Annotated in this window: 20 protein-coding genes, 1 tRNA gene and 1 pseudogene; 7 read left to right on the forward strand and 15 right to left on the reverse strand. The window is 71.1% G+C overall.

From position 1 onward, the window contains the following. On the reverse strand, nucleotides 1-1,308 hold the full coding sequence (locus HNR07_RS15830; RefSeq protein WP_184365658.1) for an ABC transporter substrate-binding protein: 1,308 nt from the start codon (nucleotides 1,306-1,308) through the stop codon (nucleotides 1-3). A gap of 217 nt (nucleotides 1,309-1,525) precedes the next feature. Here HNR07_RS15830 and HNR07_RS15835 point away from each other — a divergent pair, with 217 nt between their 5' ends. Next, complete coding sequence (locus tag HNR07_RS15835; RefSeq protein WP_184365659.1) at nucleotides 1,526-2,545, forward strand: LacI family DNA-binding transcriptional regulator; 1,020 nt, start codon at nucleotides 1,526-1,528, stop codon at nucleotides 2,543-2,545. Nucleotides 2,546-2,567: 22 nt separating this feature from the next. After that, a complete protein-coding gene (locus HNR07_RS15840) occupies nucleotides 2,568-4,184 on the forward strand; it encodes a glycoside hydrolase family 13 protein (RefSeq protein WP_184365660.1) in 1,617 nt (538 codons plus the stop codon). Between the two features lie 910 nt (nucleotides 4,185-5,094). Here the strand turns inward: HNR07_RS15840 and HNR07_RS15845 are convergent. Further along, nucleotides 5,095-6,087 carry a helix-turn-helix transcriptional regulator gene (locus HNR07_RS15845; protein ID WP_184365661.1) on the reverse strand — a complete coding sequence of 331 codons (993 nt, stop codon included), beginning with the start codon at nucleotides 6,085-6,087 and terminating at the stop codon, nucleotides 5,095-5,097. A 63-nt stretch (nucleotides 6,088-6,150) separates the two neighbouring features. On the opposite strand from HNR07_RS15845, the pseudogene HNR07_RS15850 reads away from it, so the two are divergent. The 3 genes and pseudogenes from HNR07_RS15850 to HNR07_RS15860 form a co-directional block, all read left to right on the forward strand. Further along, nucleotides 6,151-6,486: pseudogene (locus tag HNR07_RS15850) on the forward strand (epoxide hydrolase N-terminal domain-containing protein); the annotation flags it as partial. A gap of 118 nt (nucleotides 6,487-6,604) precedes the next feature. Continuing rightward, nucleotides 6,605-7,858 carry an IS256 family transposase gene (locus tag HNR07_RS15855; protein ID WP_246420327.1) on the forward strand — a complete coding sequence of 418 codons (1,254 nt, stop codon included), beginning with the start codon at nucleotides 6,605-6,607 and terminating at the stop codon, nucleotides 7,856-7,858. A gap of 7 nt (nucleotides 7,859-7,865) precedes the next feature. Further along, nucleotides 7,866-8,825, forward strand: coding sequence for an alpha/beta fold hydrolase (locus HNR07_RS15860; RefSeq protein ID WP_312893821.1), 960 nt, complete (start codon nucleotides 7,866-7,868; stop codon nucleotides 8,823-8,825). 105 nt (nucleotides 8,826-8,930) lie between these two features. On the opposite strand, the gene HNR07_RS15865 is transcribed toward HNR07_RS15860, so the two are convergent. The 4 genes from HNR07_RS15865 to nadD form a co-directional block, all read right to left on the reverse strand. Continuing rightward, a tRNA-Ala gene (locus HNR07_RS15865) sits at nucleotides 8,931-9,003 on the reverse strand. Between the two features lie 77 nt (nucleotides 9,004-9,080). Next, nucleotides 9,081-9,704 carry a histidine phosphatase family protein gene (locus HNR07_RS15870; RefSeq protein ID WP_184365662.1) on the reverse strand — a complete coding sequence of 208 codons (624 nt, stop codon included), beginning with the start codon at nucleotides 9,702-9,704 and terminating at the stop codon, nucleotides 9,081-9,083. 45 nt (nucleotides 9,705-9,749) lie between these two features. Then, entirely contained in the window at nucleotides 9,750-10,148 is a 399-nt protein-coding gene (gene rsfS / locus HNR07_RS15875) for a ribosome silencing factor (RefSeq protein WP_017584568.1), read from the reverse strand. A gap of 73 nt (nucleotides 10,149-10,221) precedes the next feature. Then, the gene (gene nadD, locus HNR07_RS15880) at nucleotides 10,222-10,875 is read right to left on the reverse strand and encodes a nicotinate-nucleotide adenylyltransferase (RefSeq protein WP_312893822.1); all 654 of its coding nucleotides are present in this window, start codon (nucleotides 10,873-10,875) and stop codon (nucleotides 10,222-10,224) included. Between the two features lie 254 nt (nucleotides 10,876-11,129). On the opposite strand from nadD, the gene HNR07_RS15885 reads away from it, so the two are divergent. Further along, entirely contained in the window at nucleotides 11,130-12,206 is a 1,077-nt protein-coding gene (locus tag HNR07_RS15885; protein ID WP_184365663.1) for a M48 family metallopeptidase, read from the forward strand. A gap of 452 nt (nucleotides 12,207-12,658) precedes the next feature. Here HNR07_RS15885 and HNR07_RS15890 read toward each other — a convergent pair whose 3' ends face one another. The 4 genes from HNR07_RS15890 to HNR07_RS15905 all read right to left on the reverse strand — a co-directional run bounded on the left by HNR07_RS15890 (nucleotide 12,659) and on the right by HNR07_RS15905 (nucleotide 18,867). Beyond that, nucleotides 12,659-13,381 carry an alpha/beta hydrolase family protein gene (locus HNR07_RS15890; protein ID WP_184365664.1) on the reverse strand — a complete coding sequence of 241 codons (723 nt, stop codon included), beginning with the start codon at nucleotides 13,379-13,381 and terminating at the stop codon, nucleotides 12,659-12,661. Further along, nucleotides 13,378-15,897 (reverse strand): bifunctional salicylyl-CoA 5-hydroxylase/oxidoreductase, encoded by a 2,520-nt coding sequence (locus HNR07_RS15895; protein ID WP_184365665.1) that lies wholly within the window; start codon nucleotides 15,895-15,897, stop codon nucleotides 13,378-13,380. The genes HNR07_RS15890 and HNR07_RS15895 overlap by 4 nt, the downstream gene beginning before the upstream one ends. Before the next feature lie 94 nt (nucleotides 15,898-15,991). Then, a complete protein-coding gene (locus tag HNR07_RS15900) occupies nucleotides 15,992-17,677 on the reverse strand; it encodes a benzoate-CoA ligase family protein (protein WP_246420331.1) in 1,686 nt (561 codons plus the stop codon). 44 nt (nucleotides 17,678-17,721) lie between these two features. Further along, nucleotides 17,722-18,867 carry an acyl-CoA dehydrogenase family protein gene (locus tag HNR07_RS15905; RefSeq protein ID WP_184365666.1) on the reverse strand — a complete coding sequence of 382 codons (1,146 nt, stop codon included), beginning with the start codon at nucleotides 18,865-18,867 and terminating at the stop codon, nucleotides 17,722-17,724. A gap of 168 nt (nucleotides 18,868-19,035) precedes the next feature. Between HNR07_RS15905 and HNR07_RS15910 the strand changes: the two genes are divergently transcribed. Beyond that, entirely contained in the window at nucleotides 19,036-19,902 is an 867-nt protein-coding gene (locus HNR07_RS15910; RefSeq protein ID WP_184365667.1) for a PaaX family transcriptional regulator, read from the forward strand. A gap of 96 nt (nucleotides 19,903-19,998) precedes the next feature. Here the strand turns inward: HNR07_RS15910 and HNR07_RS15915 are convergent, their stop codons facing one another. From HNR07_RS15915 to HNR07_RS15935, 5 genes are all read right to left on the reverse strand, one after another. Next, complete coding sequence (locus tag HNR07_RS15915; protein ID WP_184365668.1) at nucleotides 19,999-20,448, reverse strand: RidA family protein; 450 nt, start codon at nucleotides 20,446-20,448, stop codon at nucleotides 19,999-20,001. Next, on the reverse strand, nucleotides 20,448-21,275 hold the full coding sequence (locus HNR07_RS15920; RefSeq protein ID WP_184365669.1) for an enoyl-CoA hydratase family protein: 828 nt from the start codon (nucleotides 21,273-21,275) through the stop codon (nucleotides 20,448-20,450). Before HNR07_RS15920 ends, HNR07_RS15915 begins: the two co-directional genes overlap by 1 nt. Beyond that, on the reverse strand, nucleotides 21,272-22,036 hold the full coding sequence (locus HNR07_RS15925) for an SDR family NAD(P)-dependent oxidoreductase (protein WP_184365670.1): 765 nt from the start codon (nucleotides 22,034-22,036) through the stop codon (nucleotides 21,272-21,274). Before HNR07_RS15925 ends, HNR07_RS15920 begins: the two co-directional genes overlap by 4 nt. A 325-nt stretch (nucleotides 22,037-22,361) precedes the next feature. After that, nucleotides 22,362-23,333: a hypothetical protein gene (locus HNR07_RS15930; RefSeq protein ID WP_184365671.1), complete on the reverse strand. Its 972-nt coding sequence runs from the start codon at nucleotides 23,331-23,333 to the stop codon at nucleotides 22,362-22,364. A gap of 401 nt (nucleotides 23,334-23,734) precedes the next feature. After that, entirely contained in the window at nucleotides 23,735-25,009 is a 1,275-nt protein-coding gene (locus HNR07_RS15935) for a glutamate-5-semialdehyde dehydrogenase (RefSeq protein ID WP_184365672.1), read from the reverse strand. Nucleotides 25,010-25,206 lie beyond the last annotated feature (197 nt).

Raw genomic sequence — 25,206 nt, forward strand, 5'->3', positions numbered from 1 at the left:
CTAGTCCTGTTCGAGCGCGTCGCCCGCCGCGTTGTCCACGGCCTCCAGGGCGCTGTCGGCGTCCTGCTGCCCCAGGAACGCGGGGTGCAGGTTGTCCTGGATCACCAGGGACAGCGAGTTGTACCCCGGCACCGGCGGCCGCGCGTGGGCGTCGGCGAGGATCTCGCCGAGCAGCTCGAGGTTGGGGTCGTCGGCGTCGTCGTAGGCGCTGAGCATGGTCGGCGGCAGGCTGTGGCTGGCCAGGACGGCCTGGGCCTCGGGGTCGGTGGCGGCCCACAGCACGAACTCGCGCGCCAGGTCCTGGTTCTCGCTCAGGGTGCTGACGGCGTTGTTGAGCCCGCCCAGGGCGCTGGTGGTGCCCTCACCGGTGAAGGTGGGCAGCGGGGCGACGGCGAAGTCGCCCGCGACCTCGCTGTCCTCGCCTTCCTCACCCTCCAGGAGCGGCACGGCGTAGGGCCAGTTGCGCATGTAGACGGCCTCACCCGCCTGGAACAGGGCGCGGGCGTCGTCCTCGACCATGGAGTCGAAGCCCTCGGCGAAGAAACCGCTCTCCTGGCCCTGGGTCATGAAGTCCAGCGCGGTCTGCGCGGCGTCGCCCTCCAGGAAGGTGGAGTTCTGCTGGGCGTCGTCGAAGAGCTCGCCTCCGGCGGACCAGAACATCTCCAGGTAGTTGACGACGAAGCCCTCGTACTGGTCGCCCTGGCCGACGTAGGCGGAGATGCCCTCCTCCTCGGCGGCCGCCATACCGGTCTCGTAGAGCTCGTCCCAGGTCGTGGGCGGCTCGTCGATGAGGTCGGTGCGGTAGTAGAGGAAGGCTCCGTTGGAGGAGTAGGGCAGGGCGTAGAGCTCCTGCTGCCACTGGGAGCTGTCGACGGCCCCTTCGAGACTGACGCCCTCGACCTCCGGGCGCAGGTCCTCCAGGCTCTCGATGTAGCCGAAGTCGGCGAACTCGCCGGTCCAGATGACGTCGAGGCCGAGGACGTCGAACTCTCCAGCCTGGCTCTGCAGGTCCTGGAACATCGCCTGGCGCTGCTCGTCCGCGGTGGGGGCCAGGAAGAAGACCTCGACCTCCTGGTCGGGGTTGTTCTCGTTCCACAGGCGGGCGACGTCCTCGTGGATCTGGCGGTCGGCGCCGGTGACCGCCCAGACGAACTGGGGGTCCTCGGCGAGCCCCGCGCTCTCGCCCTCGGCCTCGGGTTCCTCGCCCGGGGGTTCACCGCACGCGCTGGCCAGGGTGAGGGCCAGGGCCGCGGCCGCCGCCCCACCCGCCCGCCATGAGTGCCTCCGGTGCCATGAAAGTTCTGGCATGACTCTCTCCCTTCGCGCTCTTCCAGGGGGTAGAGCGCGGCGTCGAGGTGTCTTGGGGCCTTCCCCAGGTCTTCTGAAAACGATGCCACCGACAGTGTGATGCAGTCAACACAAATCCTCGAACCAACTGCTTCAGGCAGGAAAAAGACACCTCAAGCATGGGGAAATATGCTGAGAACGTTGCCATGAACCAGGTCACGCTCTTAACGTAGACAGCATGTCCACCCGTCCCCCGAGCATGCGCGACGTCGCCTCTCGCGCCGGGGTCTCCCTGTCCACCGTCTCCCGGGTCATGCGCGGCGCACCCGGGGTCGCTCCCCAGGTCCGCGAACGCGTGCGCAACGCGGCGGACGAACTCTCCTACGTGGTCTCGCGCAACGCGTCGGGCCTGGTCACCGGACGCACCGGCCGGGTCTCGGTCGTGGTGCCCTACCTCAAACCCTGGTTCTTCGGCTCCGTGCTCGCCGGAATCAGCGAAGTACTGCGCGAGGCGGACCTGGACATGCTCGTCTACCAGGTCGGGGATCTGCGCCCCCAGCCCGGCTGGACCCGGACCCTGCCGCTGCGCCGCAACTGCGACGCGGTGATCACCGTTTCCATGGACCTGTCCGAGGAGGAGTGCCACCGCCTGGACGACGTCGGCGTACCCCTCGTCCTCACCGGCCAGCGCGTGCCCGGGCGCGCCAGCGTGTTCATCGACGACCAGGCTGGCGCGGCCGGTGCCACCCGTCACCTGCTGAACCTCGGCCACACCCGGATCGCCTACATCGGATCGCGGGGCGACTCCTGGTACAGCGGGAGTTCGATGAACAGGCTGCGGGGATACCAAGCGGCCATGGGCAAGGCCGGGCTCACCCCGTGGAGCCTCATCAAGCCGCCCGGTCACGAGGGCGGCGAGCACGCCATGGGTGAACTGCTCTCCGACCTCGACCCGCCCACCGCCGTGCTCGCCGAGTTCGACGACATCGCCATGGGCGCCCACCGGGCCCTGCGACGCTCCGGCATCGGCGTGCCCGAGGCGATCTCCCTCATGGGCTTCGACAACCACGAGGGCGCCGCCATCCTCGACCTCACCACGGTCGACCAGTCCCCCGCCGACATCGGTGCCGCGGCCGGCAGGCTCGCCGTGGAGATCACCGAGGGGACGCGCCCGCGCGATACCCACCTGGAGATGCCCACCCAGATCATCCCCCGTCAGTCCACCTCGGCTCCGAGGAGCGTCCGAGGGCTGTCCTGAACGAACCGACGAAGGAGCGAACATGCGGCCGTGGTGGCGTGACGCCGTCCTCTACCAGGTCTATCCGCGCAGTCTCGCCGACGCCGACGGGGACGGTGTCGGCGACATCGCGGGGATCACCTCCCGCCTGGACCACGTGGCCGCCCTGGGCGCGGACGGAGTCTGGCTGTCGCCCTTCTACCCCTCTCCGTGGGCGGACGGAGGCTATGACGTGGCCGACTTCCGCGACGTGGACCCCATGCTGGGCACACTCGCCGACTTCGAGACCATGGTCGCCGCCGCGCACGAGCGGGGACTGCGGGTGATGATCGACATCGTCCCCAACCACACCTCGCAGGCGCACCCGTGGTTCCAGGCGGCGCTGGCCTCCCCGGACGCCCCCGAGCGGGACCTGTACGTGTTCCGTCGGGGCCGCGGCCCCGACGGCTCGGAGCCGCCCACCAACTGGCGGTCCACGTTCGGCGGCCCGGCCTGGACCAGGGTGGCGGACGGCGCCTGGTACCTGCACGTGTTCGCCCCCGAGCAGCCCGACCTGAACTGGGACCACCCGCGGGTGCGCGAGGAGTTCCGCGACATCCTGCGGTTCTGGAGCGACCGGGGCGTGGACGGCTTCCGCATCGACGTGGCGTATGCCCTGGTCAAGGACCTGGATCCGCTGCGTGACCTGGTGCTGGTGACCGGCGGCAGGTTCGAGGACATCGCGGCCAACCCGGACCACCCCTTCCTGGACCGGCCCGAGGTGCACGAGGTGTACCGGGACTGGAACCGGGTGCTGTCCGCCTACGATCCGCCGCGCGCCACCGTGGCCGAGGTGTGGCTGCCCGGTGAGCGCCGCGTCCGCTACACGCGGCCGGACGAGCTCGACCAGGCGTTCAACTTCGAGTTCCTGCTGGCGCCCTGGGACGCGGACGCCTACCGTCAAGTGATCGCTTCCTCGCTGGCCGAGGCGGCCCAGGTGGGCACGGTCCCCACGTGGGTGGTGGGCAACCACGACGTGGTCCGCAAACCCTCCCTGCTGGGGCTGCCCGAGGGCACCGATCCGCGCGCCTGGCTGCTGGCCGACGGCCGCGACCCCGAGCCCGACACCGAGCTCGGCGGGGCCCGCGCGCGGGCCCTCGCGCTGTTGGAACTCTCTCTGCCGGGGTCCGCGTACGTGTACCAGGGCGAGGAGCTGGGCCTGCCCGAGGTCGCGGACCTGCCCGCCGAGGCGCTGGAGGACCCGCGCTGGCGTGGCAGCGGACACACGGACAAGGGACGGGACGGCTGCCGGGTGCCGCTCCCCTGGACCCGGGAGGGTAGTTCCTTCGGGTTCGGGTCCAACGGTTCGTGGCTGCCGCAACCGTCCTGGTGGGGCGAGTTCTCCGTCGAGGCCCAGGAGGCGGACCCGGGTTCGACGCTGCACCTGTACCGGGAGGCCCTGCGGCTGCGCCGGAGCTTCGCCGCCGACGAGGTCCTGGTCTGGGACGACGCCCTGAACCGGGGTCCGGTGGTGGCCTTCCGCCGGGGAGAGGTGCTGGTGGTGGTCAACACGGGCCCGGACCCGGTGCGCCTGCCCCGCGGCGAGGTCCTGCTGGCCAGTGGTGAGCTGGACGGGATGGTGCTCCCCGGCGACACCGCCGCCTGGCTGCGGGTGACCTGAGCTGGCCTGGCCTTCTGCCCGGACCCCTGGAGGAAGACGGCCCCCAAAGAGGCCCAACTGCGCGGCCTTCGGCCGGTGCCCTGCCCAGGCCTGCGCAGATCGGTTCGCGTGTCGCGGTCGGTCACGCGTGCCGCCGGACGCCCGGTGGCGAGGGTGGGGTTCAGCGCTGTGCTGTTGGCCCTGGGCAGGCCGGGTGTCCGTAACCCGCACCTGGGGGTGGCCCGCTGCTTCCGAAACTCCCTCATCCCCGGTGATCTTGCTACCAGGAGCAAGTTCGGCGCCGATTTCGCTCCTGGTAGCAAGATCATCCTTGGAAAAGGGGCCGAAACCGGGTCCGGGGCGCGGCGGGCCGCTGGTGGTGTTCGCTGGCACGGGTGACCGGCCGCGACACGCGATCCGATGCGTGCGGGCCTGGGGAGCCTGGCGCCTGCGCTGCCGCTGTTCCGTCGCTGACCTTGACCGACCGCGACACGCACCCCGATCCCCGTAGGGCTGGGGAGACCGCTTCCCTCGCTGCCGCTTTTCGTTCGGGCGAATGACCGGCCGCGACACGGCCAGGCGTTGAGCTCCGGCCTGGGGAAGGCGCCGGCCGAAGGCCGCGCAGTCGCGGTTGCCGTTGGTGGTTGCCTTTGGGCCCCTCTGGGGCCCGTCTGCCGCCCCGGGCCACACCTGCCCCGTTTTCCGATAGCCGCCCACCGCCGTCGTAGCGAAGCGGGTCAAGGTGGAGCGCCCGCAGCGAAGCGAGGACGTACGACCTTGACGCGCGCAGCGCAGACGGCCACCATCACGCGGCGGGAAACGGGGGAACCGCAACCAGAAAAGAAACCCGAACCCCAACCCTCACACGCCAACCCCCAGACCAACAGCAAGCCCCCAGAGGACCGGCAAGCCCGGGTCAGGACGGCACGGCTCAGGGCGGGGTCTCCCCCGTGTCCGAAGCACCTTGTTCGGGCAGGGCCGCGGCGCACCTCCTCGCCTGGTCCCGGAAGGCGTCGGCGAGTTCGGGCGGCCCCTCGACCAGGGTGAAGTCGACGTTCACCGAGGTGATCATCCAGACCAGGTCGTACACGCTCTCCCCGCCCAGATACAACAGGCAACTGTGCGCGTCGGCCGCCTCCAACACCCCCATGCCGGGCCAGATCCGGTCGGCGACCGCCTCGACGGGCTCGTGCAGCCGGACCACCGCGCGAAAGTCCCAGGTCCCTGAGGAGAGCTGGTGGGCGACGTACAGGGCCGCGTCGCCGTGCGGCGGACGACGGGGCTCGAACCGGGGGCCGGTGGGGGTTCGCGGGGTGAGGCGGTCCACGCGGAAGGTGCGCCAGTCCGCGCGGCCGATGTCAAAGGCGACCAGGTACCAGCGTCGGCCGAAGCTGACCAGGCTGTGCGGTTCGACGTCGCGAACAGACTCGCCGCCGCGCGGGCTGGTGTAGTCGAAGCGCAGCCGCTCCCCGCGGCGGCAGGCCTGGGCGAGCGCCATCAGTACGTTGGCGGAGACCGTCGGGCCGGGTTCGGCCCCGGCCCGCACGGTGGCATCGTGCAGGGTGTTCACCCGCTGCCGGAGCCGCGAGGGGAGCACCTGTTCGAGTTTGCCGAGCGCGCGCAGCGAGGACTCCTCGATACCGCTGACCGAGCCGTCGGCGGCGGTGCGCAGCCCCACGACCACGGCCACCGCCTCCTCGTCGTCGAGCAGCAGAGGCGGCATGGCGGCGCCGCGGCCCAGCCGGTACCCGGGTGCGCCCTGGGTGGCGTGTACCGGGTAGCCGAGTTCGCGCAGGCGGTCCACGTCCCGGCGCACGGTGCGGGTGGTGACGTCGAGGCGCTGGGCCAGATCGGCTCCGGACCAGTCGCGGTGGGTCTGGAGCAACGACAGCAGCGCGAGCAGTCGTGCGGAGGTCTCGGCCATGAATCCGATTCTGCCATCCGCTTAGGAAGGAAACTGTCCTAAGTGGTCCCTAGCGTGGAGGCCATGACGAACACACCGCAGACCAATGCACAGCAGGCTGTCCCCCAGCAGCACGGCGGGAGCATCCGCTCCTTCCGCGTCGACGTCCCCGAAGAGCAGCTGGTGGACCTGCGGGCGCGTCTGGAAAACACGCGCTGGCCGGAGGAGCTGCCCGGGGTGGGCTGGAGCCGGGGCGTGCCGGTCGGGTACCTGAGGGAGCTCGCCGAGTACTGGCGCACCTCCTACGACTGGCGGGCCCACGAGGCCGAGCTCAACGCCTACCCGCAGTTCACCACCGAGGTGGACGGGCAGAAAGTCCACTTCCTGCACGTGCGCTCGCCGGAGCCGGGTCATGTCCCTTGGAGTGGTGTAACTCCGGGTTCAGGGATCTGACCTGCACGGCTATAGAAACCAGGCGAGCCATCGTGTGACCGTCTAAGTGAGAGAAGGTCTGAAGTTCCTCACCCAAGGACGCACGATGGCTCTGTCCCAGCATGACCTACAACAGCTCCTGGAGTCACTACAAGCCGCCGAGAATGTCGACATGGTCCGTCTGGTGCTGGAGCGCATGCTCCAGGAACTGATCGAGGCCGAGGCCACCGCCACCATCGGTGCCCACCCCCACCAGCGCACGCCCGAGCGCACCAACAGGCGCAACGGTCACCGCGACCGTCCCCTGGCCACCACGGCCGGGGACGTGGAGCTGAAGATCCCCAAACTCCGCTCCGGATCGTTCTTCCCCTCCCTGTTGGAACGCCGCCGCCGTATCGACCGGGCCCTGTTCGCCGTCATCGTGCAGGCCTACGTGCACGGGGTCTCCACCCGATCGGTGGATGACCTGGTCAAAGCTTTGGGAGCCGACTCAGGTATCTCCAAATCCGAGGTCTCGCGGATCTGCGCCGAGCTGGACGAGGAGGTCGAGGCCTTCGCGCAGCGGCCCCTGGACCACACCGCCTTCCCCTACGTGTTTTTGGACGCGACCTACTGCAAGGCCCGTATCCAGCACCGGATCGCCTCCCAAGCGGTCGTGATCGCCACCGGAGTCACCGCCCAGGGACGAAGGGAAGTGTTGGGCTTCGCCGTGGGTGACAGCGAGACCCGCGCGTTTTGGACCGAGTTCTTGCGCGGCTTGCGCTCACGCGGCCTGGGCGGGGTGCAGTTGGTGGTCTCGGACTCCCACGCCGGCCTGGTCGCCGCGGTGGAGGCGGTCTTCCTCGGGGCGGCCTGGCAGCGCTGTCGGGTGCATTTCGTGCGTGATGTGCTGGCCAAGGTGCCCAGGGGGTCGGGGGAGATGGTTGCGGCCACGATCCGCACGATCTTCGCTCAGACCAACGCCGAGGCGGTGCGCACCCATCTGGGCACGGTCGCCACCATGCTTGGGCGGCAGTTCCCGCAGGTGGAGCAGATGCTGACCGGGGCGGCGGTGGACATCACGGCGTTCGCGGACTTCCCGAGCGGGCATTGGAAGAAGATCTGGTCGACCAACCCGCTGGAGCGGTTGAACCGGGAGGTCAAGCGCCGGGCGGACGTGGTGCAGGTCTTTCCGAATCCGAAGGCGTTGGGGCGGTTGGCCGGGGCGGTGCTGGCCGAGCTGCATGACGAGTGGCAGGTGAGCGATCGTCGTTATTTGTCCGAGGCGTCCATGGTCGAGTTGCTGGGCCAGGACGCGCGCGGCTCGGGCAGACAGCAGGGCCCGAACGAGATCGGCCCCGGGTCACTGCCCGGGGGTTAGTGCGGTTGTGAAGTTACACCACCTGATGGGACACCATCCGGAGCCGGAGGCTACCCCGCTGATCCTGCTGCACGGTTGGCCGGGGGCGGTCACCGATTTCCTGGACGTGATCGGACCGCTCACCGACCCCCGGTCGCACGGCGGTGACCCCGACGACGCGTTCCACCTGGTCATTCCGTCCCTGCCGGGGTTCGGGTTCTCCATTCCCCTGGCCGGTCCCGGTATGGGCACGGAACGGATGGCCGGGCTGTTCGTGGAACTGATGTCCCGGCTGGGCTACGAGCGATACGGCGTCCAGGGCTACGACACCGGTTCCTGGGTGGCACCGGAGATGGCGGAGCAGGCACCAGAGAACGTGGTCGGGCTACACCTCAACGCCATGATCACCTTCCCCTACGGCGAGGAGGAGGAGAAGGCCCTCGAGGGCGCGGACCGCCGCCGTTGGGAGTCCATGCGGGACTTCAACGACGGCTACCTCCAGTGCAACGGCAAGCGCCCGCAGACCGTCGCCTACGGGCTGACCGACTCACCGGTGGGGCAGCTCGCCTGGATGGTGGAGAAGTTCAAGGAGCTCACCATGCCGGAGGAGGGTCTGCCCGAGGACAGCCTGGACCGCGACCGGATGCTCACGTGCGTGTCGGTGTACTGGCTGACCGGCACCGCGGGCTCTGCCGCCCAGATCTACTACGAGAACATCTCCGCGAACGACTGGAGCGGCGCGGGTGACGGGGGCGAAGGTGAGGCGGACTCCCGAAGCGAGGGCCCGGGCGGCTGGCCCACCGAGCGCGGTACGGTCCCGACCGGGGTCCTGCTCTCCGCGCACGACGTGACGGTCCGACCCTGGGCCGAGCGGGACCACGAGATCGTGCGGTGGACCGAGCTCGGCGAGGGCGGCCACTTCCTGTCCTTGGAGAAGCCGGACCTACTGGTCGGCGACATCCGGGCGTTCTTCCGTGACCTGCGCTGACGCTCCCTCATACCCCGTAGGTCTGGGGTTCGCCTCCACAGAAGAAACAACGAAGGCGACCCGGTGAGCGCTTAAACGCGATCACCGGGTCGCCCTGAATTCAAGTGGAGCTATGGGGATTCGAACCCCAGACCTCCTCCATGCCATGGAGGCGCGCTACCAACTGCGCCATAGCCCCGTATGGGAGTCGTTCGGGCCGAAGCCCTGCCGACTCCCTGAACCTTAGCGGATTATGCGCGGTTCGTCGAAACGGAATCAGGCGTCGTCGCTGAGGACGACCGGTTCCGGGAGGCTGGCGGCGTTGTGCTCCATGAGGCGCCAGGTCTGGCCGCGCGCCTGGAGCACCGACCAGCAGCAGTTGCTGAGCGGCCCGAGGAGCTCGCGGCGCTCGTCGGGGACGCCGAGCATGCGGGAGATCCCCACGCGCAGGGCCGCCCCGTGACTGACGATGACGAGGAGGCCGCCGGGCGGGGTCTTGGCCAGGCCCCGGTCGACCGCCGCGACCATCCGGTCGCCGACCTCGGAGATGTGCTCCCCGTCGGGGATCTCCATGCGCGGGTGCTCGGCGGGCCAGCGTTCGGCGAGTTCGGCGGCGGTGAGGCCCTCCCATGAGCCGCCGAAGCGTTCACGCAGACCCTTGTCGAACTCCACCGGGACCCCGGAGGAGCGTCCGAGGTACCCGGCGGTGTCGGCGGCGCGCTTGAGGTCGGACGCGATGACGGTGTCGGGCCTCAGGGTGGCGAGCAGCCGACCGGCCCGTTCGGCCTGTGCGTGGCCGACCGGGTCGAGGTCGATGTCGGTCTGTCCCTGGAAGCGCTTCTCGACGTTCCAGGCCGTGCGTCCGTGCCGCCAGAACAGCACACGGGGGGCGTCACTCACGTGGCGTGTCTCTCTTGTTCTGCGACCGGGACGGCCGCGCGGAGGTTACTGCTCGTCCAGCGGGGTGCGCTCGGCACCTCGGGAGCCCTCGGGGAGTTCGATCTCCGGGCAGTCCTTCCAGAGGCGCTCGAGGCCGTAGTAGCCGCGCTCCTCCTCGTGCTGGATGTGGACGACGATGTCGGCGTAGTCCAGCAGGACCCAGCGGCCGTCGCGCTCGCCCTCGCGGCGGACGGGCTTGGCGCCGGACTGGATGCGCAGCTGGTCCTCGACCTCGTCGACGATGGCGCGGACCTGGCGGTCGTTGGGCGCCGAGCACAGCACGAAGGCCTCGGTGATGACGAGCTGGTCGCTGACGTCGTAGGCGATGATCTCCTGGGCGAGCTTGTCGGAGGCGGCCTCTGCGGCGACCTTGACGAGTTCCACGGCCCTGTCGGTGGCTGTCACGTTGTGCTTGCTGCCTTACTTGTCGGGTGTGGACCGGCGCGGCGCGGACCGGGTTCGGTTCGCGTGGCGCGGTTCAGGACTCCAGGTAGAGCCCGGTCTTGTTGATGTAGCGGACGATGCCGTCGGGTACGAGGTACCAGATGGGTTCGCCCTTGCGGACGCGTTCGCGGCACTCGGTGGAGGAGATGGCGAGCGCGGGGACCTCCACCAGGGAGACCTTGCCCTCGGGCAGGCCGGTGTCGCTGAGGTGGTGTCCGGGCCGGTTACAGCCTACGAAATGCGCGAGGTCGAAGAGTTCGTCGACGTTGTGCCAGCTCAAAATGGCGCCGAGCGCGTCGGCTCCGGTGATGAAGTAGAGCTCCACGCCGGGGCCGTAGACGCTGCGCATCTCACGGAGGGTGTCGAGGGTGTAGGTGGGCCCTGACCGGTCGATCTCGACGCGGTCGACCCTGAACTGGGGGTTCTCGGCGGTCGCGATGACCGTCATGAGGTAGCGGTCCTCGGAGGGGGTGACCTTGGCCAGGTCCTTCTGCCAGGGCTGGCCGGTGGGGACGAACACCACTTCGTCCAGGCCGAAGAGGTGTGCGACCTCACTGGCGGCGACGAGGTGTCCGTGGTGGATGGGGTCGAAGGTGCCGCCCATGATGCCGACCTTGGTCGGCACGGAGCCGTCCCGTCGCGCGGGGGAACTCCCCCCGTGGGAGACGCCGGTGGCCTGCTGTGTCACTGTGCGCTCCGTTTCGCAGTGGCGCTGCCATGTTGCCGGTTTCGGCCAACCGAGGTTAGCCGACCTCGGGCGTCGTCGCCCGCTTCCGGGCCTGTTCCATCCTGGAATCCGGAACTGTTCCACCCTGGAACAGGTCAAACAAGCGCCGGGCCGGGCTGCTTCCCGGGGAGGTTCGTGAAACACCCGCGAATCGCGTCATATCTCGTTTGGTCCAAACCGTGGCCAAGCGGCGACGCGGCGCATAGCATGCCGATATGGCCAACTCACCAGATCGCGTACGCGTCCGGCTCACAGACATCTCTCCTCGTGCCTACGAGCACCCCGCCGACCGCGGCGCCCTGGTCGCGCTGCGTTCGCTGACGGGCTTCGACACCCTGGTCAAGTCCCTGTTCGGGCGGATCAACGAGCGCTCGCTCCGCCTGATGTTCCTTTCCAGCGCCGTGCGGGTGAGCCCCACGCAGTTCCCGGAGCTGCACGACTACCTCCGCGACGCCGCCTACGTGCTGGACCTGGACGAGGTCCCCGAGCTCTACGTCAAGATGGACCCCCAGCCCAACGCCATGGCGATCGGCCGCAAGAAGCCGTTCATCGTCATGACGACCGGCCTGTTCGACCTGTTCGACGCCGAGGAGAAGCGGTTCGTCATCGGCCACGAGGTCGGTCACGTGCTGAGCGGCCACTCCGTGTACCGCACCATCCTCCTTCTGCTGGTCTGGCTGTCCACCAAGATCATGTGGATCCCGCTGGGTGCCATCGCCATCCAGGCGATCCTGGCCGGGCTGCGCGAGTGGCAGCGCAAGTCCGAGCTCTCCAGCGACCGCGCCGGCCTGCTGACCTGCCAGAACCCCGAAGCCGCCAAGCGCGCTCTGATGAAGCTGGCCGGTGGCTCGAACCTGTCCCAGATGAACCCCGACGCGTTCATGGAGCAGGCCCGCGAGTACGAGGGCGGCGGTGACGCCGTGGACAGCGTCCTCAAGCTGATGACCACCGTCCCGCAGAGCCACCCGTTCGCGGTGGTCCGGGTGGCCGAGCTGCACCGGTGGATCGAGAGCGGCGAGTACCAGCGGATCGTCGACGGCGAGTACCCGCGCCGGTCCACCGACCGTGAGGCCAGTGTGTCGGAGGAGGCGGCCAACGCGGCCAACTCCTACCGGGAGGGCTGGAACCGATCCTCGGACCCTCTGGTCAAGACCATCCGGGACGTGGCGGGTGGCGCTGGGCGCGCCGGGGGCCAGTTCTTCGACACGGTGGCCGACCGCTGGCGGGGCGGCCAGGGCGGCTCCGGAAGCGACCAGGGCAGCCAGAGCGGCCAGAGCGGCAACGGCAACTAGCGTTTCGACGGAACCCGCACGGGGGCGGCGCCTGGCTCTTCCAGGCACCGCCCCCGGGGTGTGTCCGGAGTCCTGTGGACGGTTCAACGGGGGTGCGTTCCCGGGCGGGACCGCCGCCCGGGACTTCGCCACCACCAGGATGGCGAGCGCACCGATCACGGCCGGGATCGCGAAGGCGTAGAAGTCCACCGCGGCCCCCAGCCCGGAGGCCATGACCAGACCTGCGTGGATCGGGCCGATGAGGGCGCGGAGCGCCACGACGGTCAGCCGTTCGCGCCTGCCCCCGGCGGGGAGGCTGAAGTCTTCTCAGTCGTGGCGGCCTGGGGCGGGTGGGTCCGGAGGGTTGGGTGGGGTCGGTCTGTCCTTGGACGCAGGGGTGTGCGCCCTCCGGGGACCGAGGGTGGGAACGGCACCGCCCTTGTGCCGCGCGTGCTTCCCCGACCGTTCCGGGGTCATCCCCAGCCGGTCGCGAGTGTGTCGCGCACCGACCGCCAGGCGGCGTGCGCGGGGTCGATGACGGCGAAGTGGTCGGCGCCGGAGATCTCCCGGTAGTCGACGGGGTCCCCCGCCGACCGGGCCGCCGCCGCGTAGTCGCGGCTGTGCTCGACCGGGACGCGCTGGTCCCGGTCACCGTGGACCAGTAGTTGGGGAACGCCGAACGGAAGCCGGTGCACGGGGGAGGACTCGGTATAGAGCTCCGGAGCGGGGACGGGGCCGAGGAAGGGTTCGACCGCCCCTTCCCCCAGTCCGGCTTCGGCGCAGCGACGCAGGTCGGTGATGGGGGCGAGCGGGACCACGGAGGTCACCGGGGAGTCGGCGGCGGTCATCAGGGCGAGGTGGCCCCCGGCGGAGTGGCCGATGGAGACCACGCGGGAGGTGTCCAGGCGTTCGTCGCTCTCGGCGGTGGCGGCGAGCAGGTCCAGGGCGCGGGCGACGTCGTCACGGGTCCGCGGCCAGCCGCCGCCGTCGGTACCGGTGCGCCGGTACTCGATATTCCACACCGCCCACCCACCCGCGGCCAGGTCCCGGGCGAGGGGGTCCATCAGGTGGGCGTCGTGCAGGTCGCGCCACCAGCCGCCGTGCAGCAGGACCGCCACGGGGGCCGGAGCGTCCGCTCCCTCGGGGTCCCAGCGGTGGATGATCTGGCTGGGGTGCTCACCGTAGGTCGTGGTCACCTTGGGTCTCCCTGGGTCGTGGCCGGGCGCGGAGCGCTCTCCGGGGGAGCGGAGCCGTGCTCGGGCTGGTCGGGGCGCCAGCGGCGGTGGCGGGTGCCCTGTGTCCCGGTGGAACGTAGCAGGTCGAGGCGGGGGCGCGGCCCGTCGGTCCGGCCCGTGGGGGGTTTACGGCTGCCCGCGCGGAAGGGGGCGGGCCAGGTGACTCCGGGGCCCGAGTAGTCCTGCTCGGCGGCGGCGTGCAGGGTCCACTGCGGGTCGTACAGGTGCGGGCGGGCCAGGGCGCACAGGTCGGCGCGCCCGGCCAGGACCGTGGAGTTGACGTCGTCGTGGGAGGAGATGGCGCCGACCGCGATGACCGGCACCCCGAGGTCGCGGCGGATGCGTTCGGCGTAGGGCACCTGGTAGCTGCGGCCGTAGGCGGGCCGTTCGTCCGGGGTGACCTGGCCGGTGGAGACGTCGATGGCGTCGGCCCCGGCGGCGGCGAGGGCGCGGGCGATCTCCACGGCGTCGTCGGCGGTGGTGCCCTCCTCGGTCCAGTCGGTGGCGGAGATCCGGACGGTGAGGGCCTTGTGGTCGGGCCAGACCTCGCGGACGGCGGCCAGGACCTCCAGGGGGTAGCGCAGGCGTCCGGCGAGGTCGCCTCCGTAGCGGTCGGCGCGGTGGTTGGTGACCGGTGAGAGGAAGGAGGAGAGCAGGTATCCGTGGGCGCAGTGGAGTTCGAGAAGGTCGAATCCGGCGCGGTCGGCGGAGCGGGCGGCGGCGGTGAAGTCGTCCCGGATGGCCGCCATGGCGGCGTGGTCGAGTTCCCTGGGTGTCTGGTTGACGCCCTCCCGGTAGGGCAGCGGTGAGGGGGCGACCAGGGGCCAGTTGCCGTCGGGCAGGGGCTGGTCGATGCCCTCCCACATGAGGCGGGTGGATCCCTTGCGTCCGGCGTGGCCGAGCTGCACCCCGATCTTCGCCCGGCTGTTGGCGTGCACGAACTCGGTGACGCGGCGCCAGGCGGTCTCGTGTTCGAGGGTGTACAGACCGGTGCATCCGGGGGTGATGCGGGCTTCGGCGGACACGCACACCATCTCGGTCATCACCAGCCCGGCCCCGCCCAGGGCCTTGCCGCCCAGGTGGACGAGGTGGAAGTCGCCCGCCAGCCCGTCGGTGGCGGAGTACATGTCCATGGCCGAGACCACGACCCGGTTGTCCAGCTCCACGGGTCCCAGACGGAAGGGGTGGAACATGGGCGGGCGCGGTTCGGCCGCCGAGCCCTCGGTTTCCGTCGAGCCCTCGTCGGCTGTGGCGGCCGGGCTGGTCGAAGCGGCGGAACCGGTGGCCGCGGAACGCCCGGCGGCGGATCCGGCCTGTTCGGCCTCGACCTGCCCGGTGAACCACGCGTCCACGCAGGCGACGAACTCGGGGTCGCGCAGGCGAAGGTTGTCGTAGGTGACCCGGCGGCTGCGGGTGAGTAGATCGAAGGCGAACTGGGGCGGTGCTGCGTCCACGTGGCGGGCGATGTCCTCGAACCACTCCAGGCTGGCCCGGGCCGCGCGCTGGGTGCTGGCCACGACGGGCTGGCGTTCCTCCTCGTAGGCGTTCAGGGCCGCGTCGGTGGTGGGCTGTTCGCGCAGGCAGGCGGCGAGGGCGAGCGCGTCCTCCATGGCCAGTTTGGTGCCCGAGCCGATGGAGAAGTGGGCGGTGTGGGCGGCGTCGCCGAGCAGGACCACGTTGCCGCGCCGCCAGGTGCGGTTGCGGACGGTGGTGAAGCGCTGCCAACGGGAGTTGTTGGGCAGCAGGCGGTGGCCGCGCAGGACCTCGGCGAAGAGCTGCTCGCAGCGCGCTATCGCACCGAGGTCGCTCTCCCCGGGGGCGAGGTCGCGGTCGACGAACCCGGCGGCGTGCCACACGTCCTCGGTCATCTCCACGATGAAGGTGCTGGAGCCGGTGGAGTAGGGGTAGCAGTGCAGCTGTAGGACCCCGTGCGGGGTCTCCAGGACGTGGAAGTTGAAGGCGTCGAAGACCAGGTCGGTACCGAGCCACATGAAGCGGTTGCGGTGGGTGTGGAGTTCGGTGCCGAAGTCCGCGGCGTGGGTGGTCCTGGTGATGCTGTTGACCCCGTCGGCGGCGACGACGAGGTCGTGGGCGGCGGCAAGCTCCGCGGCGGGCGGCGCCTCGGTACGGCTGAGCACCCGGACCCCCAGCTCGGCGCAGCGGGCGCGCAGGATCTGGAGGAGCCGGCGGCGGCCGATGGCGGCGAAGCCGTGCCCGCCGGAGGTGGTGACGGTGCCCCCGTAGTGGATGTCGATGTCGTCCCAGCGGGCGAACTCGGCGGCCATGGCCCGGTACACGGCGGGGTCGGCGTGTTCTATGCCGCCGAGGGTCTCGTCGGAGAGCACCACACCGAACCCGAAGGTGTCGTCGGGGGCGTTGCGCTCGTAGACGGTGATGTCGTGGGTGTGGTCCAGCTGGCGGGCCAGGGCCGCGAAGTAGAGTCCCGCGGGCCCCGCCCCGATACACGCGATGCGCATCGTGCCGCCTTCCTTTTCGCTGACGCCGGTTCCGGTGGCGCCGTCCGCGTCGGTGCCGGTTCCGCTGGCGTCCGTGCCGTGGGCTGCTGTCGGCTCAGGTGCTCTCCCGGAGTCTGAATCGCTGGAGTTTGCCGGTGGCGGTGCGCGGCAGGGAAGGCAGGAAGACCACCGAGCGCGGGGTCTTGTAGGGGGCGATGCGCGAGCGGACGTGGTCCTTGAGCCGGTCGGCCAGAGCGGTGTCGGCGGTGAGCCCCCGGCGCGGCACCACGTAGGCGCGCACGGCCAGGCCCCGGTCCGGGTCCCGCGTTCCGACCACCGCGGCCTCCTCCACGTCGGGTGAGGTGAGCAGGGCCTCCTCCACCTCGGCGGGGGCGATGTTGTATCCGGCGGAGACGATCATGTCGTCGCTGCGCGCCCGGTACCAGAAGTAGCCGTCCTCGTCGCGTACGTAGGTGTCACCGGTGTGGTTCCAGCCGTGGCGGACGTACTCGCGCTGGCGCTCGTCGGACAGGTAGCGGCAGCCGACCGGACCGCGGACCGCGAGGTGGCCGGGTTCGCCGTCGGGGACGGGCTTGCCCCCGTCGTCCAGGATCACCGCCTCGAACCCGGGCACGGGGCGTCCGGTGGAGCCGGGGCGCATGTGCTCGTCACTGGCGGAGACGAAGATGTGCAGCATCTCGGTGGCGCCGATACCGTCGAGCAATCGCACGCCGGTGGCGTCGTACCAGGCCTGCCAGGTGGCGGCGGGCAGGTGTTCCCCGGCGGAGACGCAGCGGCGCAGGGAGGACAGGTCGCGCCCGTCGAGCCGGGTGAGCATGCTCCGGTAGGCGGTGGGCGCGGTGAACACGACGGAGGCGCCGTGCTCGGAGACGGCGTCCAGGATCGCCTCGGGGCGCGGGTGTTCGAGGAGGACCGTGGCGGCCCCGGCGCGCATCGGGAAGATCAGGAGTCCGCCGAGGCCGAAGGTGAAGGCGAAGGGCGGGCTGCCGACGAAGAGGTCGTCCGGGGTCGGCTTGAGGACTTGGGCGGAGTAGGTGTCGGCGACGGCCAGGACGTCGCGGTGGAAGTGCACGCAGCCCTTGGGCGCGCCGGTGGTGCCGGAGGTGTAGGCGATCATGCACGCGTCGTCGGCGGCGGTGGGCACCGCGGTGAAGCCGGGCGGGTGGGCGTCGACCCGCGCGGTGAGGTCGCCGTCCTCCTCGCCCCCGTAGACCAGGACGCTCGGGGCCCGGTCCCCGAGCTGGTCGGCGGCGGCGGTGAGGTCGTCGAGGAAGCGGGCGTCGCAGAGCGCGTGGGTGACCCGGGCGGAGCGGACGATGGTGGAGAGCTCTGCGGCGCGCAGGACCGGCAGGACGGTGACGACCACTCCCCCGGCTTTGAGGACCGCGAGCCAGCAGGCGGCCAGCCAGGGCGAGTTGGGCCCGCGCAGCAGCACCCTCTCCCCCGGTCGCAGGCCGCGCTCGTCCACCAGGACGCGGGCGATCCGGTCCACCCGGTCCCGGAGCCGGCCGTAGGTGAGGGTCTCGTGCTCGCCGACCACGCAGCGGCGGTCCGCGCCGAAGCGGGCGATGGTGCCGTCGAGCAGTTCCTCGGCGCAGTTGAGCGGGTCCGGGTGGTCCAGCGGCCGGATCAGCGGCCACTCCTCGGCCGGGGGCAGGTGATCCCGGGTGAAGGTGTCCTCGTGGGCCGTGGGTGAGAGCGGCGCGGCCGGGAGGCCGTGCTCCGGAAGCGACGGCCGGTCAGCCGGGTTCGGGTTCCGGTTCGGGTCGGGGTTCGACATGCTGGACCTCCGGTGGGCGGGGTTCTACAGCCGGGTCTGTGGCGTTACATGTGGCGGGCGATGATCTGACGCTGGACCTCCGAGGCACCCTCGTAGATACGCGGGGCGCGCACCTCGCGGTAGAGGTGTTCGAGCAGGTGGCCCCGGTGCAGGGCGCGGGCGCCGTGCAGCTGTACCGCGGCGTCCACCACGTACTGGGCCGTCTCGGTGGCGAAGAGCTTGGCCATGGCGGCCTTGAGGGTGACGTCGGGGCCAGCGGAGTCGTACTCCCGCGCCGCCGCGTAGACGAGCAGCCGGGCGGCCTCGGTGCGGGTGGCCATCTCGGCCAGGGTGTGGGCGACCGTCTGGAGGCGGCGCAACGGGCCGCCGAAGGCGCTGCGGTGGTCGGTGTGCTCCATGGCCGCGGCCAGCGCGGCGTCGGCCATCCCCACCGCGAAGGCGCCGACGCTGGGGCGGAACAGGTCCAGGGTGCGCATGGCGACGGTGAACCCCTGGTCGGGGATACCGACGACATCCTGCGGGCCTACCTCGACCCCGTCGAAGACCAGGTGGCCCAGGGCGTGCGGGGAGAGCATCTCCAGAGGGCTGCCGGAGAGTCCCGGGCGGTCGCCGGGGACGCAGAAGGCGGTCACGCCGCGGGAGCGCGTCCCGGGGGTGGTACGGGCGAAGACGGTGTAGAAGTCGGCGTCGGGGGCGTTGGAGATCCAGGTCTTCTCGCCGTGCAGGCGCCAGCCGTCTCCGAGGGGTTCGGCGCGCAGTGCCAGGGCCGCGGCGTCCGAGCCCGCGTCGGGTTCGGTGAGGGCGAAGGCGGCCACGGCCCGGCCCGCGGCGGCTTCGGGGACCCAGCGTCGGCGTTGGCTTTCGGTTCCGGACTGCAGGAGCGGGTAGGTGCCCAGACCCTGGAGGGCGAGGGCGGTCTCGGCGTGGGTGTCGGTGCGGGCCAGGTGCTCGCGCAGCAGGCACAGGCGGGTCGCGGGCGCCTCACGCAGGGGGCCGTCGTCCGCGGTACCGGGGAAGAGCGCCGGGAGGAGGCCCGCGTCGCCGAGACGGAGCAGCAGGGCGCGGTCCACCCGGCCGGGTTCGGCCGCCGGTGCGGTGTCCGTCCCGGACGGTGCGGCGGTGATTTCGGCGGCGCGCGCCCGGACCCAGCGCGCGAACTCGTGATCGGTCTCGTTCCGGGGGATCCCCATGGGTGACCTCGACTCTCGTTGGGTACGTGATCCACCCCACATCGCAAATGTACAATAAGCATGACGACCGTCAAGAGAGCTATATGAGGAGATTCAACGGTGCGCTCAGCCCCCGGTGACGGGGAGGACCGTCCGAGGACCGGACCAACCGGCCGATATCGTGTCCGCGTGACGTCCAACAGCGGCCAGGCGGCCGACACCGAGCGCCGGCGGCCCAGGTCCCTGATCGTCTCCTTCTTCGGCTCCTACGCCCGTGACGTGGGCGGGTGGATCGGGGTGGCCGACCTCATCGCGCTGATGTCCGGGCTCGACGTGGACGGCCCCGCCGTCCGCTCCGCCGTCTCCCGGCTCAAACGCCGCGGCCTGCTGACCCCCGAACGCCTCGGCGGGGCGGCCGGGTACCGCCTGTCCGACGAGGGGCGCCGCATCCTCGCCGAGGGGGACCAGCGCATCTTCGGCCACCGCGTCGCCCGCGTCGAGGACGGCTGGGTGCTCGTGGTCTTCTCCGTGCCCGAGTCCGAGCGGCGCCGCCGGCACGCCCTGCGCAGCCAGCTCACCCGGCTCGGCTTCGGCACCACCGCCGCCGGGGTGTGGATCGCCCCCGCCCATCTGACCGACCAGGCCCGCGGGGCGCTGCGGGAGCTGGGCCTGGAGCCCTACGCGGAGCTCTTCCACGCCTCCCACCTGGACTTTCGCGAGCTGACCGAGTCCGTTGCCCGCTGGTGGGACCTGCCCGCGTTCCAGGCGATGTACGAGGGCTTCCTCGACGAGTACGAACCCGTGCTGGAGCGGTGGCGGCGGATGGGCGGACCGCTCGGGGCGCAGGAGCGCAAACAGGCGTTCGCCGACCATCTGCGCACGGTCGACGCCTGGCGGAGGCTGCCCTACCTGGACCCGGGGCTGCCGCCCGAGCTGCTCCCGGAGCCCTGGGCGGGCAGCCGTGCGGCCCGGGTGTTCTTCGACCTCCACACGCTGCTCCAGCCCCTGGGGCTGAGCGAGGTGCGTAGCGTCATCGCGTTCTCGAAGTTCCGCTGAGCCCCGGGCCGCCCGGCCTGCGGTCCCGCTCGGCCGGCGATCCCGCTCGGACCGGGCACCGCCCCGACCGAGACACAGCTCAGACCGGGGTCCCGTTCACGCCGAGGTCCCGCCCGGACCGGAGTCGGGGATCACGGCGGCGCCGACCAGCTCGACCAGTGCTCCGGGTTCGAACAGGTCGGTCACCCCCAGCAGCGCCATGGCCGGGTAGTGGCGGCCCAGGCGGGCGCGGTAGGCGCGGCCGATCTCGCGGGCGGCCGACCGGTAGCCGGGGACGTCGGTGGTGTAGATGGTCAGGCTCACCAGGTGCTCCGGGGCGCCCCCGCAGGCGCGCAGAGCGGTGACGACGTTGTCCAGGGCGACCCCGAACTGGTCGGGCAGGTCCCGGGCGACCAGCGTGCCGCCGGGCCCCGAGGCGATCTGCCCGGCCAGGTGGACAGCCCTGCCCGGGGCGGGGACCACCGCGTGGGAGAACCCCGGGGTGGGGCCGAGTTCGGGCGGGTTGACCAGCGTGTGCGGGCTGGGCGGCAGGTCCGCGGGCTCCACTAGCGCCCCTTCCACTCGGGTGTCCTGCGGCCGGTGAACGCGGCGTGGAACTCGGCGTAGTCGGCGCTCTTCATCAGCAGGGCCTGGGTCATGGCCTCCAGTTCGATCGCCCCGGACAGGCTCATGTCGAGTTCCCGGGAGAGCAGCGCCTTGGTCTGGGCGTAGCCGAAGGCGGGCCCCTCGGAGAGCCGGGTGGCCAGCCGGGTGACCGCCTCGTCCAGTTCGTGGTCGTCCACCAGTTCGCTGACCAGCCCGTACCGGTCGGCCTCGGCGGAGTCGACGGTGTCGCCGAGCATGAGGATCTTGGTGGCGTTGCCCAGTCCCACCATGCGGGGCAGCAGGTAGGCGGCGCCCATGTCGGCGCCGGACAGGCCGACCCGGGTGAAGAGGAAGGCGAAGCGGGCCGAGCGGGTGACCACCCGGAAGTCGGCGGCCAGGGCCAGGACCGAGCCCGCCCCGGCGGCGATGCCGTGGATTCCGGCGATCACCGGGACCGGGCACTCGCGCATGGCCCGGACCACCTCGCCGGTCATCCGGGTGAAGGCGAGCAGGTCGTCGGGGTCCATCTCCAAGGTCCGGCCGATGATCTCGTCGACGTCCCCGCCGGAGCAGAACCCCTTGCCGCGCCCGCGCAGGACGAGCACTCGGGTGTCGCCCCGGTGCGGGAGTTCGGTCAGCAGGTCGCGCAGGTCGGCGTAGGCCTCGAAGGTCAGGGCGTTGAGTTTGTCGGGCCGGTCGAGGGTCACGGTGGCCACCCCGCCCTCCCGGTGGAGGTCGAAGTGGTTCCACTGCTCGGTCAGGGGCGCGGACGCCCGGAAGGGGCTCATCGGTGGACTCCTCCGCCGTCGATGGTCAGGGACTGGCCGTTGACCCCCCGGGCCAGCGGGCTCGCCAGGTAGGTGACGGCGGCCGCCACCTCCTCGGGTTCGATGAGTCGGCCCAGCGGGCTCGCCTTGACCAGGGCCTCCTCCGCCTCTTGACGGCCACGGCCGGTGCGCTCGGCGATGCGGGCCACGGAGCCCTCGGTCATGGGGGTGCGGACGAAGGAGGGGCACACGGCGTTGCTGGTGACGCCGGTGCCCGCGACCTCGGCGGCCACCGCCCGGGCCAGTCCGAGCATCGCGTGCTTGGAGGCGGTGTAGGCGGCGGTGTAGCGGGAGCCGGTGTGCGCGGCGGTGGAGGCGACGAAGACCACGCGTCCGTCGTCGCGTTCGAGCATGCCCGGCAGGAGGGCCCTGGTGAGCAGGAACGCGGAGGTGGCGTTGGTGCGCAGGTGGGTTTCCCACAGCTCGAGGCAGGTACGCCGCAGGGGAGCGCTCTGCGCCATGCCCGCGTTGTTGACCAGCACCGACACCTCTCCCAGGCTTTCGACCAGGGAATCCACCGCCGCTTCGTCGGTGAGGTCGCAGACCCGGGAGGTGACTCTGAGCCCGTGGGCGCGGGCTCTGCGTTCCAGGGCGGCCAGTCGTCCGGAATCCCGACCGAGGGCGAACACCTCGTCGCCCTCGCCCGCCAGGGCGAACACGATGGCCCGCCCGATACCGCCGGAGCCACCGGAGACCACGACACGTCGTTCGGAGTCAGCCATGCCCGGAATGTATCACCGACCCATGACCATCGTCACTGCTACGACATAACAGCGGTACGCGTGGGCCAGATGACGCAGGTGAGTCGGATGATGCGGGTGAGCCACATGATGGGGGTGAGGCGGACCGGTCGGCCAGTGGGAGGCGGGTCGGCCCGGTCGGGAGCGGCCCTCGGCCCCGGAGCGGCCCCGCGCACAGCAACAGCGCCGACGGCGCGGGGCCGTCGGCGCTGGAGAGGCGAGTGGGGGCGGGTTCCCCCGCCCGGCGTGAACCGGGTTGTCGCCGGGAGGCCTCCGAGCTGGCCCGGAGGGTGCCTCGAGGTGCGTCCTAGAAGGCGGGGCCGGCTTCGAGGGCTTCCTCGATGGTCTCGGCGCGCTGCTCCTCGACGGCTTCCTCGAGGTCGGCTTCGTGCGCCTCGAACTCGGCGGTCACCTCGGCGGCGAAGGTGCGCAGCGCGACCTCCTGGGTGAGGATGCCGCCGCGCACGCGGTTGTTGTCGCCGATCTGGGCGGTCGGGCTGTTGTCGGAGGCGGTCAGGTCGCCGCCGACGATGTTGTTGTCGATGTACACGCCGCCGGACACGCCGGTGACCGAGAGGTCGCCGTCGATGTAATTGAGGGAGCTGGCGAAGCCCTCGCTCTCACCGGCGCCGATGGCGACCGGGCCGTTGCCGCCGGTGTAGGTGGCGTCACCGATGACCTCGCTGTCCACCAGGATGCCGCCGGAGGCGGCGTCGGTGACGGAGAGGTCGCCGCGGACGACGCTGTCGAAGATGTCCGCGTACTCCACGCCCTCGGCGGACACGCCGCCCAGACGGGAGCCGGTGACGTAGAGCTCGCCGACGGTGGCGTTGACGGAGGAGGCGGAGGAACCGACCACGAAGACGAAGCCGTCGTTGTCGGCGCCCTCGGCGGCCGCGGCGCTCAGGGCCGCGACCGAGGTGCCGTCCTCCAGGTAGGTGCCGTAGGCGCCGGTGTTGACGACGTCGCCCTTGACGGAGGTGTCGGAGGCGTCGAAGTAACCACCGCTGGAGACGGTCACCTGACCGTCGATCTGGCCGCCGAGGATGTGCAGGTTGGCGTCGCTCTCGACGGTGACCTTGCCCTGGATGGTGGTGCCGTCCAGGAAGCAGCTAGCGCCGGCCGGAACCTTGAGGTCAGTGGGCAGGGTGATCGCACCTCCGTGTCCCGAGCACAGGGTGACCAGGTCCGCCTGGGCGGGGGCCGCCATGAGGGTGACGCCGCCGATGGCCAGGGCCGCCGTGGCGGTGGACGCAGCGATCTTGCTCCCGAGCTTCATGCGGGGGATTTCCTTTCGTCGTGACCGGTGGGGTCCGACGCTCCTGGTGAGTGTGCGGGAAGAGCGCCGTGTGGACACCACAGAGAAAGTACCGACCCCAAAGCGCTTTGGGAATACTCTTCGGGAGAAGATTCGCTTCTGTCCAGGTTTCCGGGAGGAAAACGCACGTGGTGGCACATGTGCCGCGGGGCGCGCGAAATCACGGCCGTTACGACGGGGAGGCGTCCCGCCCCGGACCCGAGGTTTCCGGGCAGCCAACCGTTCCGGGCACCCAACCGTTCCAGGCGCTCGGCCGTTCCCGGCCGCCCGGGCCATTCCGGGCCACCCCGCCGGGGGTGGGATGGAGAATGGCCGCCCGGTCAGCCGGGCGGCCATTCAAGGTCGAACCAACGGTCCGGTGATTACTTCAGGTGACCGTCACCGGTGACCACGTACTTGGTCGAGGTCATTTCGGTGAGCCCCATCGGGCCTCTGGCGTGCAGTTTCTGAGTGGAAATGCCGATTTCCGCGCCGAAGCCGAACTCACCGCCGTCGGTGAAGCGCGTGGAGGCGTTCACCATCACGGCGGCGGAGTCCACCCGGGACACGAAGTACCGGGAGGTGCTGAGCGAGTCGGTGACGATCGCCTCGGTGTGCTGGGTGGAGTACTTCCTGATGTGCGCGAGCGCGGCGTCCACGTCCGGCACGACCCGCACGGCCAGGTCCATGGACAGGTACTCGGAGGACCAGTCCTCCTCGGTGGCCTCGACCACCGTGGCGCCGGTCGGGTGCGCGGCGGCGACCGCCTGAACGCGGTCGTCGCCGTGCACGGTGACCTCGGCCTCGGCGAGGGAGGCCAGAACCCGGGGCAGGAAGGCGTCGGCGACGGCCTCGTGCACCAGGAGGGTCTCGGCGGAGTTGCACACCGAGCAGCGCTGGGCCTTGGCGTTGACGGCGATGGCCACCGCCTTGTCGAGGTCGGCGTCGGCGTCCACGTACACGTGGCACAGGCCCTCGCCGGTCTCGATGACCGGGACGGTGGAGTCGCGGACCACGGCCTGGATGAGCGAGCCGCCGCCGCGTGGGATGAGCACGTCCACGAGCCCGCGGGCGCGCATCAGCGCGGTGGAGGACTCGCGGGTGCGGCCCGGGACCAGCTGGATCGCGTCGACCGGGACCCCGGTGCCCTCCAGGGCGTCGCGCAGGACCCCGATGATGGCGGTGTTGGAGTCGTAGGCCGAGGAGGAGCCGCGCAGCAGGGCGGCGTTGCCGCTCTTGAGGCACAGTGCGGCCGCGTCCGCGGTGACGTTGGGGCGGCCCTCGTAGATGATGCCGATGACCCCGAGCGGGACCCGGATCTGGCGCAGGTCCAGACCGTTGGGCAGGACGCCGCCGCGCACGGACTCCCCGACCGGGTCGGGGAGTTCGACGATCTCGCGCACCGCTTCGGCGATGGCCTCGATCCGCGCCGGGTTCAGGGTGAGCCGGTCGATCATGGCCGGGCCGGTGCCGTCCCGGCGGGCCCGCTCCACGTCCCGGGCGTTGGCGGCGGTGATCTCGTCCGCCCGCTTGACCAGGGCGTCGGCGATGGCCATCAGGGCCCGGTCCTTCACCGCCCGGCTGAGCGGCGCGAGGTCGGCCGCAGCGTCCTTGGCACGTTGGGCTACCGCGTGGACCTCACGCTCGATGTCACTCATGGCTGTCATCCTTGTCGGGGCTTCCTTGCTCGGGAGGCCGCCCGGGCCGGTGGACCTGCCGCGTCGAAGGGCACCGGACCAGGGGGATCCCCTCCAGCGTATAGCGCCCCGTCACCGAACACCCGTCGTTATCCACAGGCTGAGACAGCCGCACCCCTGGCCCGCTCCCGAGCCCCACCGGACCCGCTCCGGACGGC

This window comes from Nocardiopsis metallicus (assembly GCF_014201115.1).
Classification (GTDB): domain Bacteria; phylum Actinomycetota; class Actinomycetes; order Streptosporangiales; family Streptosporangiaceae; genus Nocardiopsis; species Nocardiopsis metallicus.

Coding starts and splice junctions, on each gene's coding strand:
- HNR07_RS15830 (WP_184365658.1), bottom strand. CDS start 1,308: ATGCCAGAACTTTCATGGCACCGGAGGCACTCATGGCGGGCGGGTGGG.
- HNR07_RS15835 (WP_184365659.1), top strand. CDS start 1,526: ATGTCCACCCGTCCCCCGAGCATGCGCGACGTCGCCTCTCGCGCCGGG.
- HNR07_RS15840 (WP_184365660.1), top strand. CDS start 2,568: ATGCGGCCGTGGTGGCGTGACGCCGTCCTCTACCAGGTCTATCCGCGC.
- HNR07_RS15845 (WP_184365661.1), bottom strand. CDS start 6,087: ATGGCCGAGACCTCCGCACGACTGCTCGCGCTGCTGTCGTTGCTCCAG.
- HNR07_RS15855 (WP_246420327.1), top strand. CDS start 6,605: ATGGCTCTGTCCCAGCATGACCTACAACAGCTCCTGGAGTCACTACAA.
- HNR07_RS15885 (WP_184365663.1), top strand. CDS start 11,130: ATGGCCAACTCACCAGATCGCGTACGCGTCCGGCTCACAGACATCTCT.
- HNR07_RS15895 (WP_184365665.1), bottom strand. CDS start 15,897: ATGCGCATCGCGTGTATCGGGGCGGGGCCCGCGGGACTCTACTTCGCG.
- HNR07_RS15900 (WP_246420331.1), bottom strand. CDS start 17,677: ATGTCGAACCCCGACCCGAACCGGAACCCGAACCCGGCTGACCGGCCG.
- HNR07_RS15905 (WP_184365666.1), bottom strand. CDS start 18,867: ATGGGGATCCCCCGGAACGAGACCGATCACGAGTTCGCGCGCTGGGTC.
- HNR07_RS15920 (WP_184365669.1), bottom strand. CDS start 21,275: ATGAGCCCCTTCCGGGCGTCCGCGCCCCTGACCGAGCAGTGGAACCAC.
- HNR07_RS15925 (WP_184365670.1), bottom strand. CDS start 22,036: ATGGCTGACTCCGAACGACGTGTCGTGGTCTCCGGTGGCTCCGGCGGT.
- HNR07_RS15930 (WP_184365671.1), bottom strand. CDS start 23,333: ATGAAGCTCGGGAGCAAGATCGCTGCGTCCACCGCCACGGCGGCCCTG.
- HNR07_RS15935 (WP_184365672.1), bottom strand. CDS start 25,009: ATGAGTGACATCGAGCGTGAGGTCCACGCGGTAGCCCAACGTGCCAAG.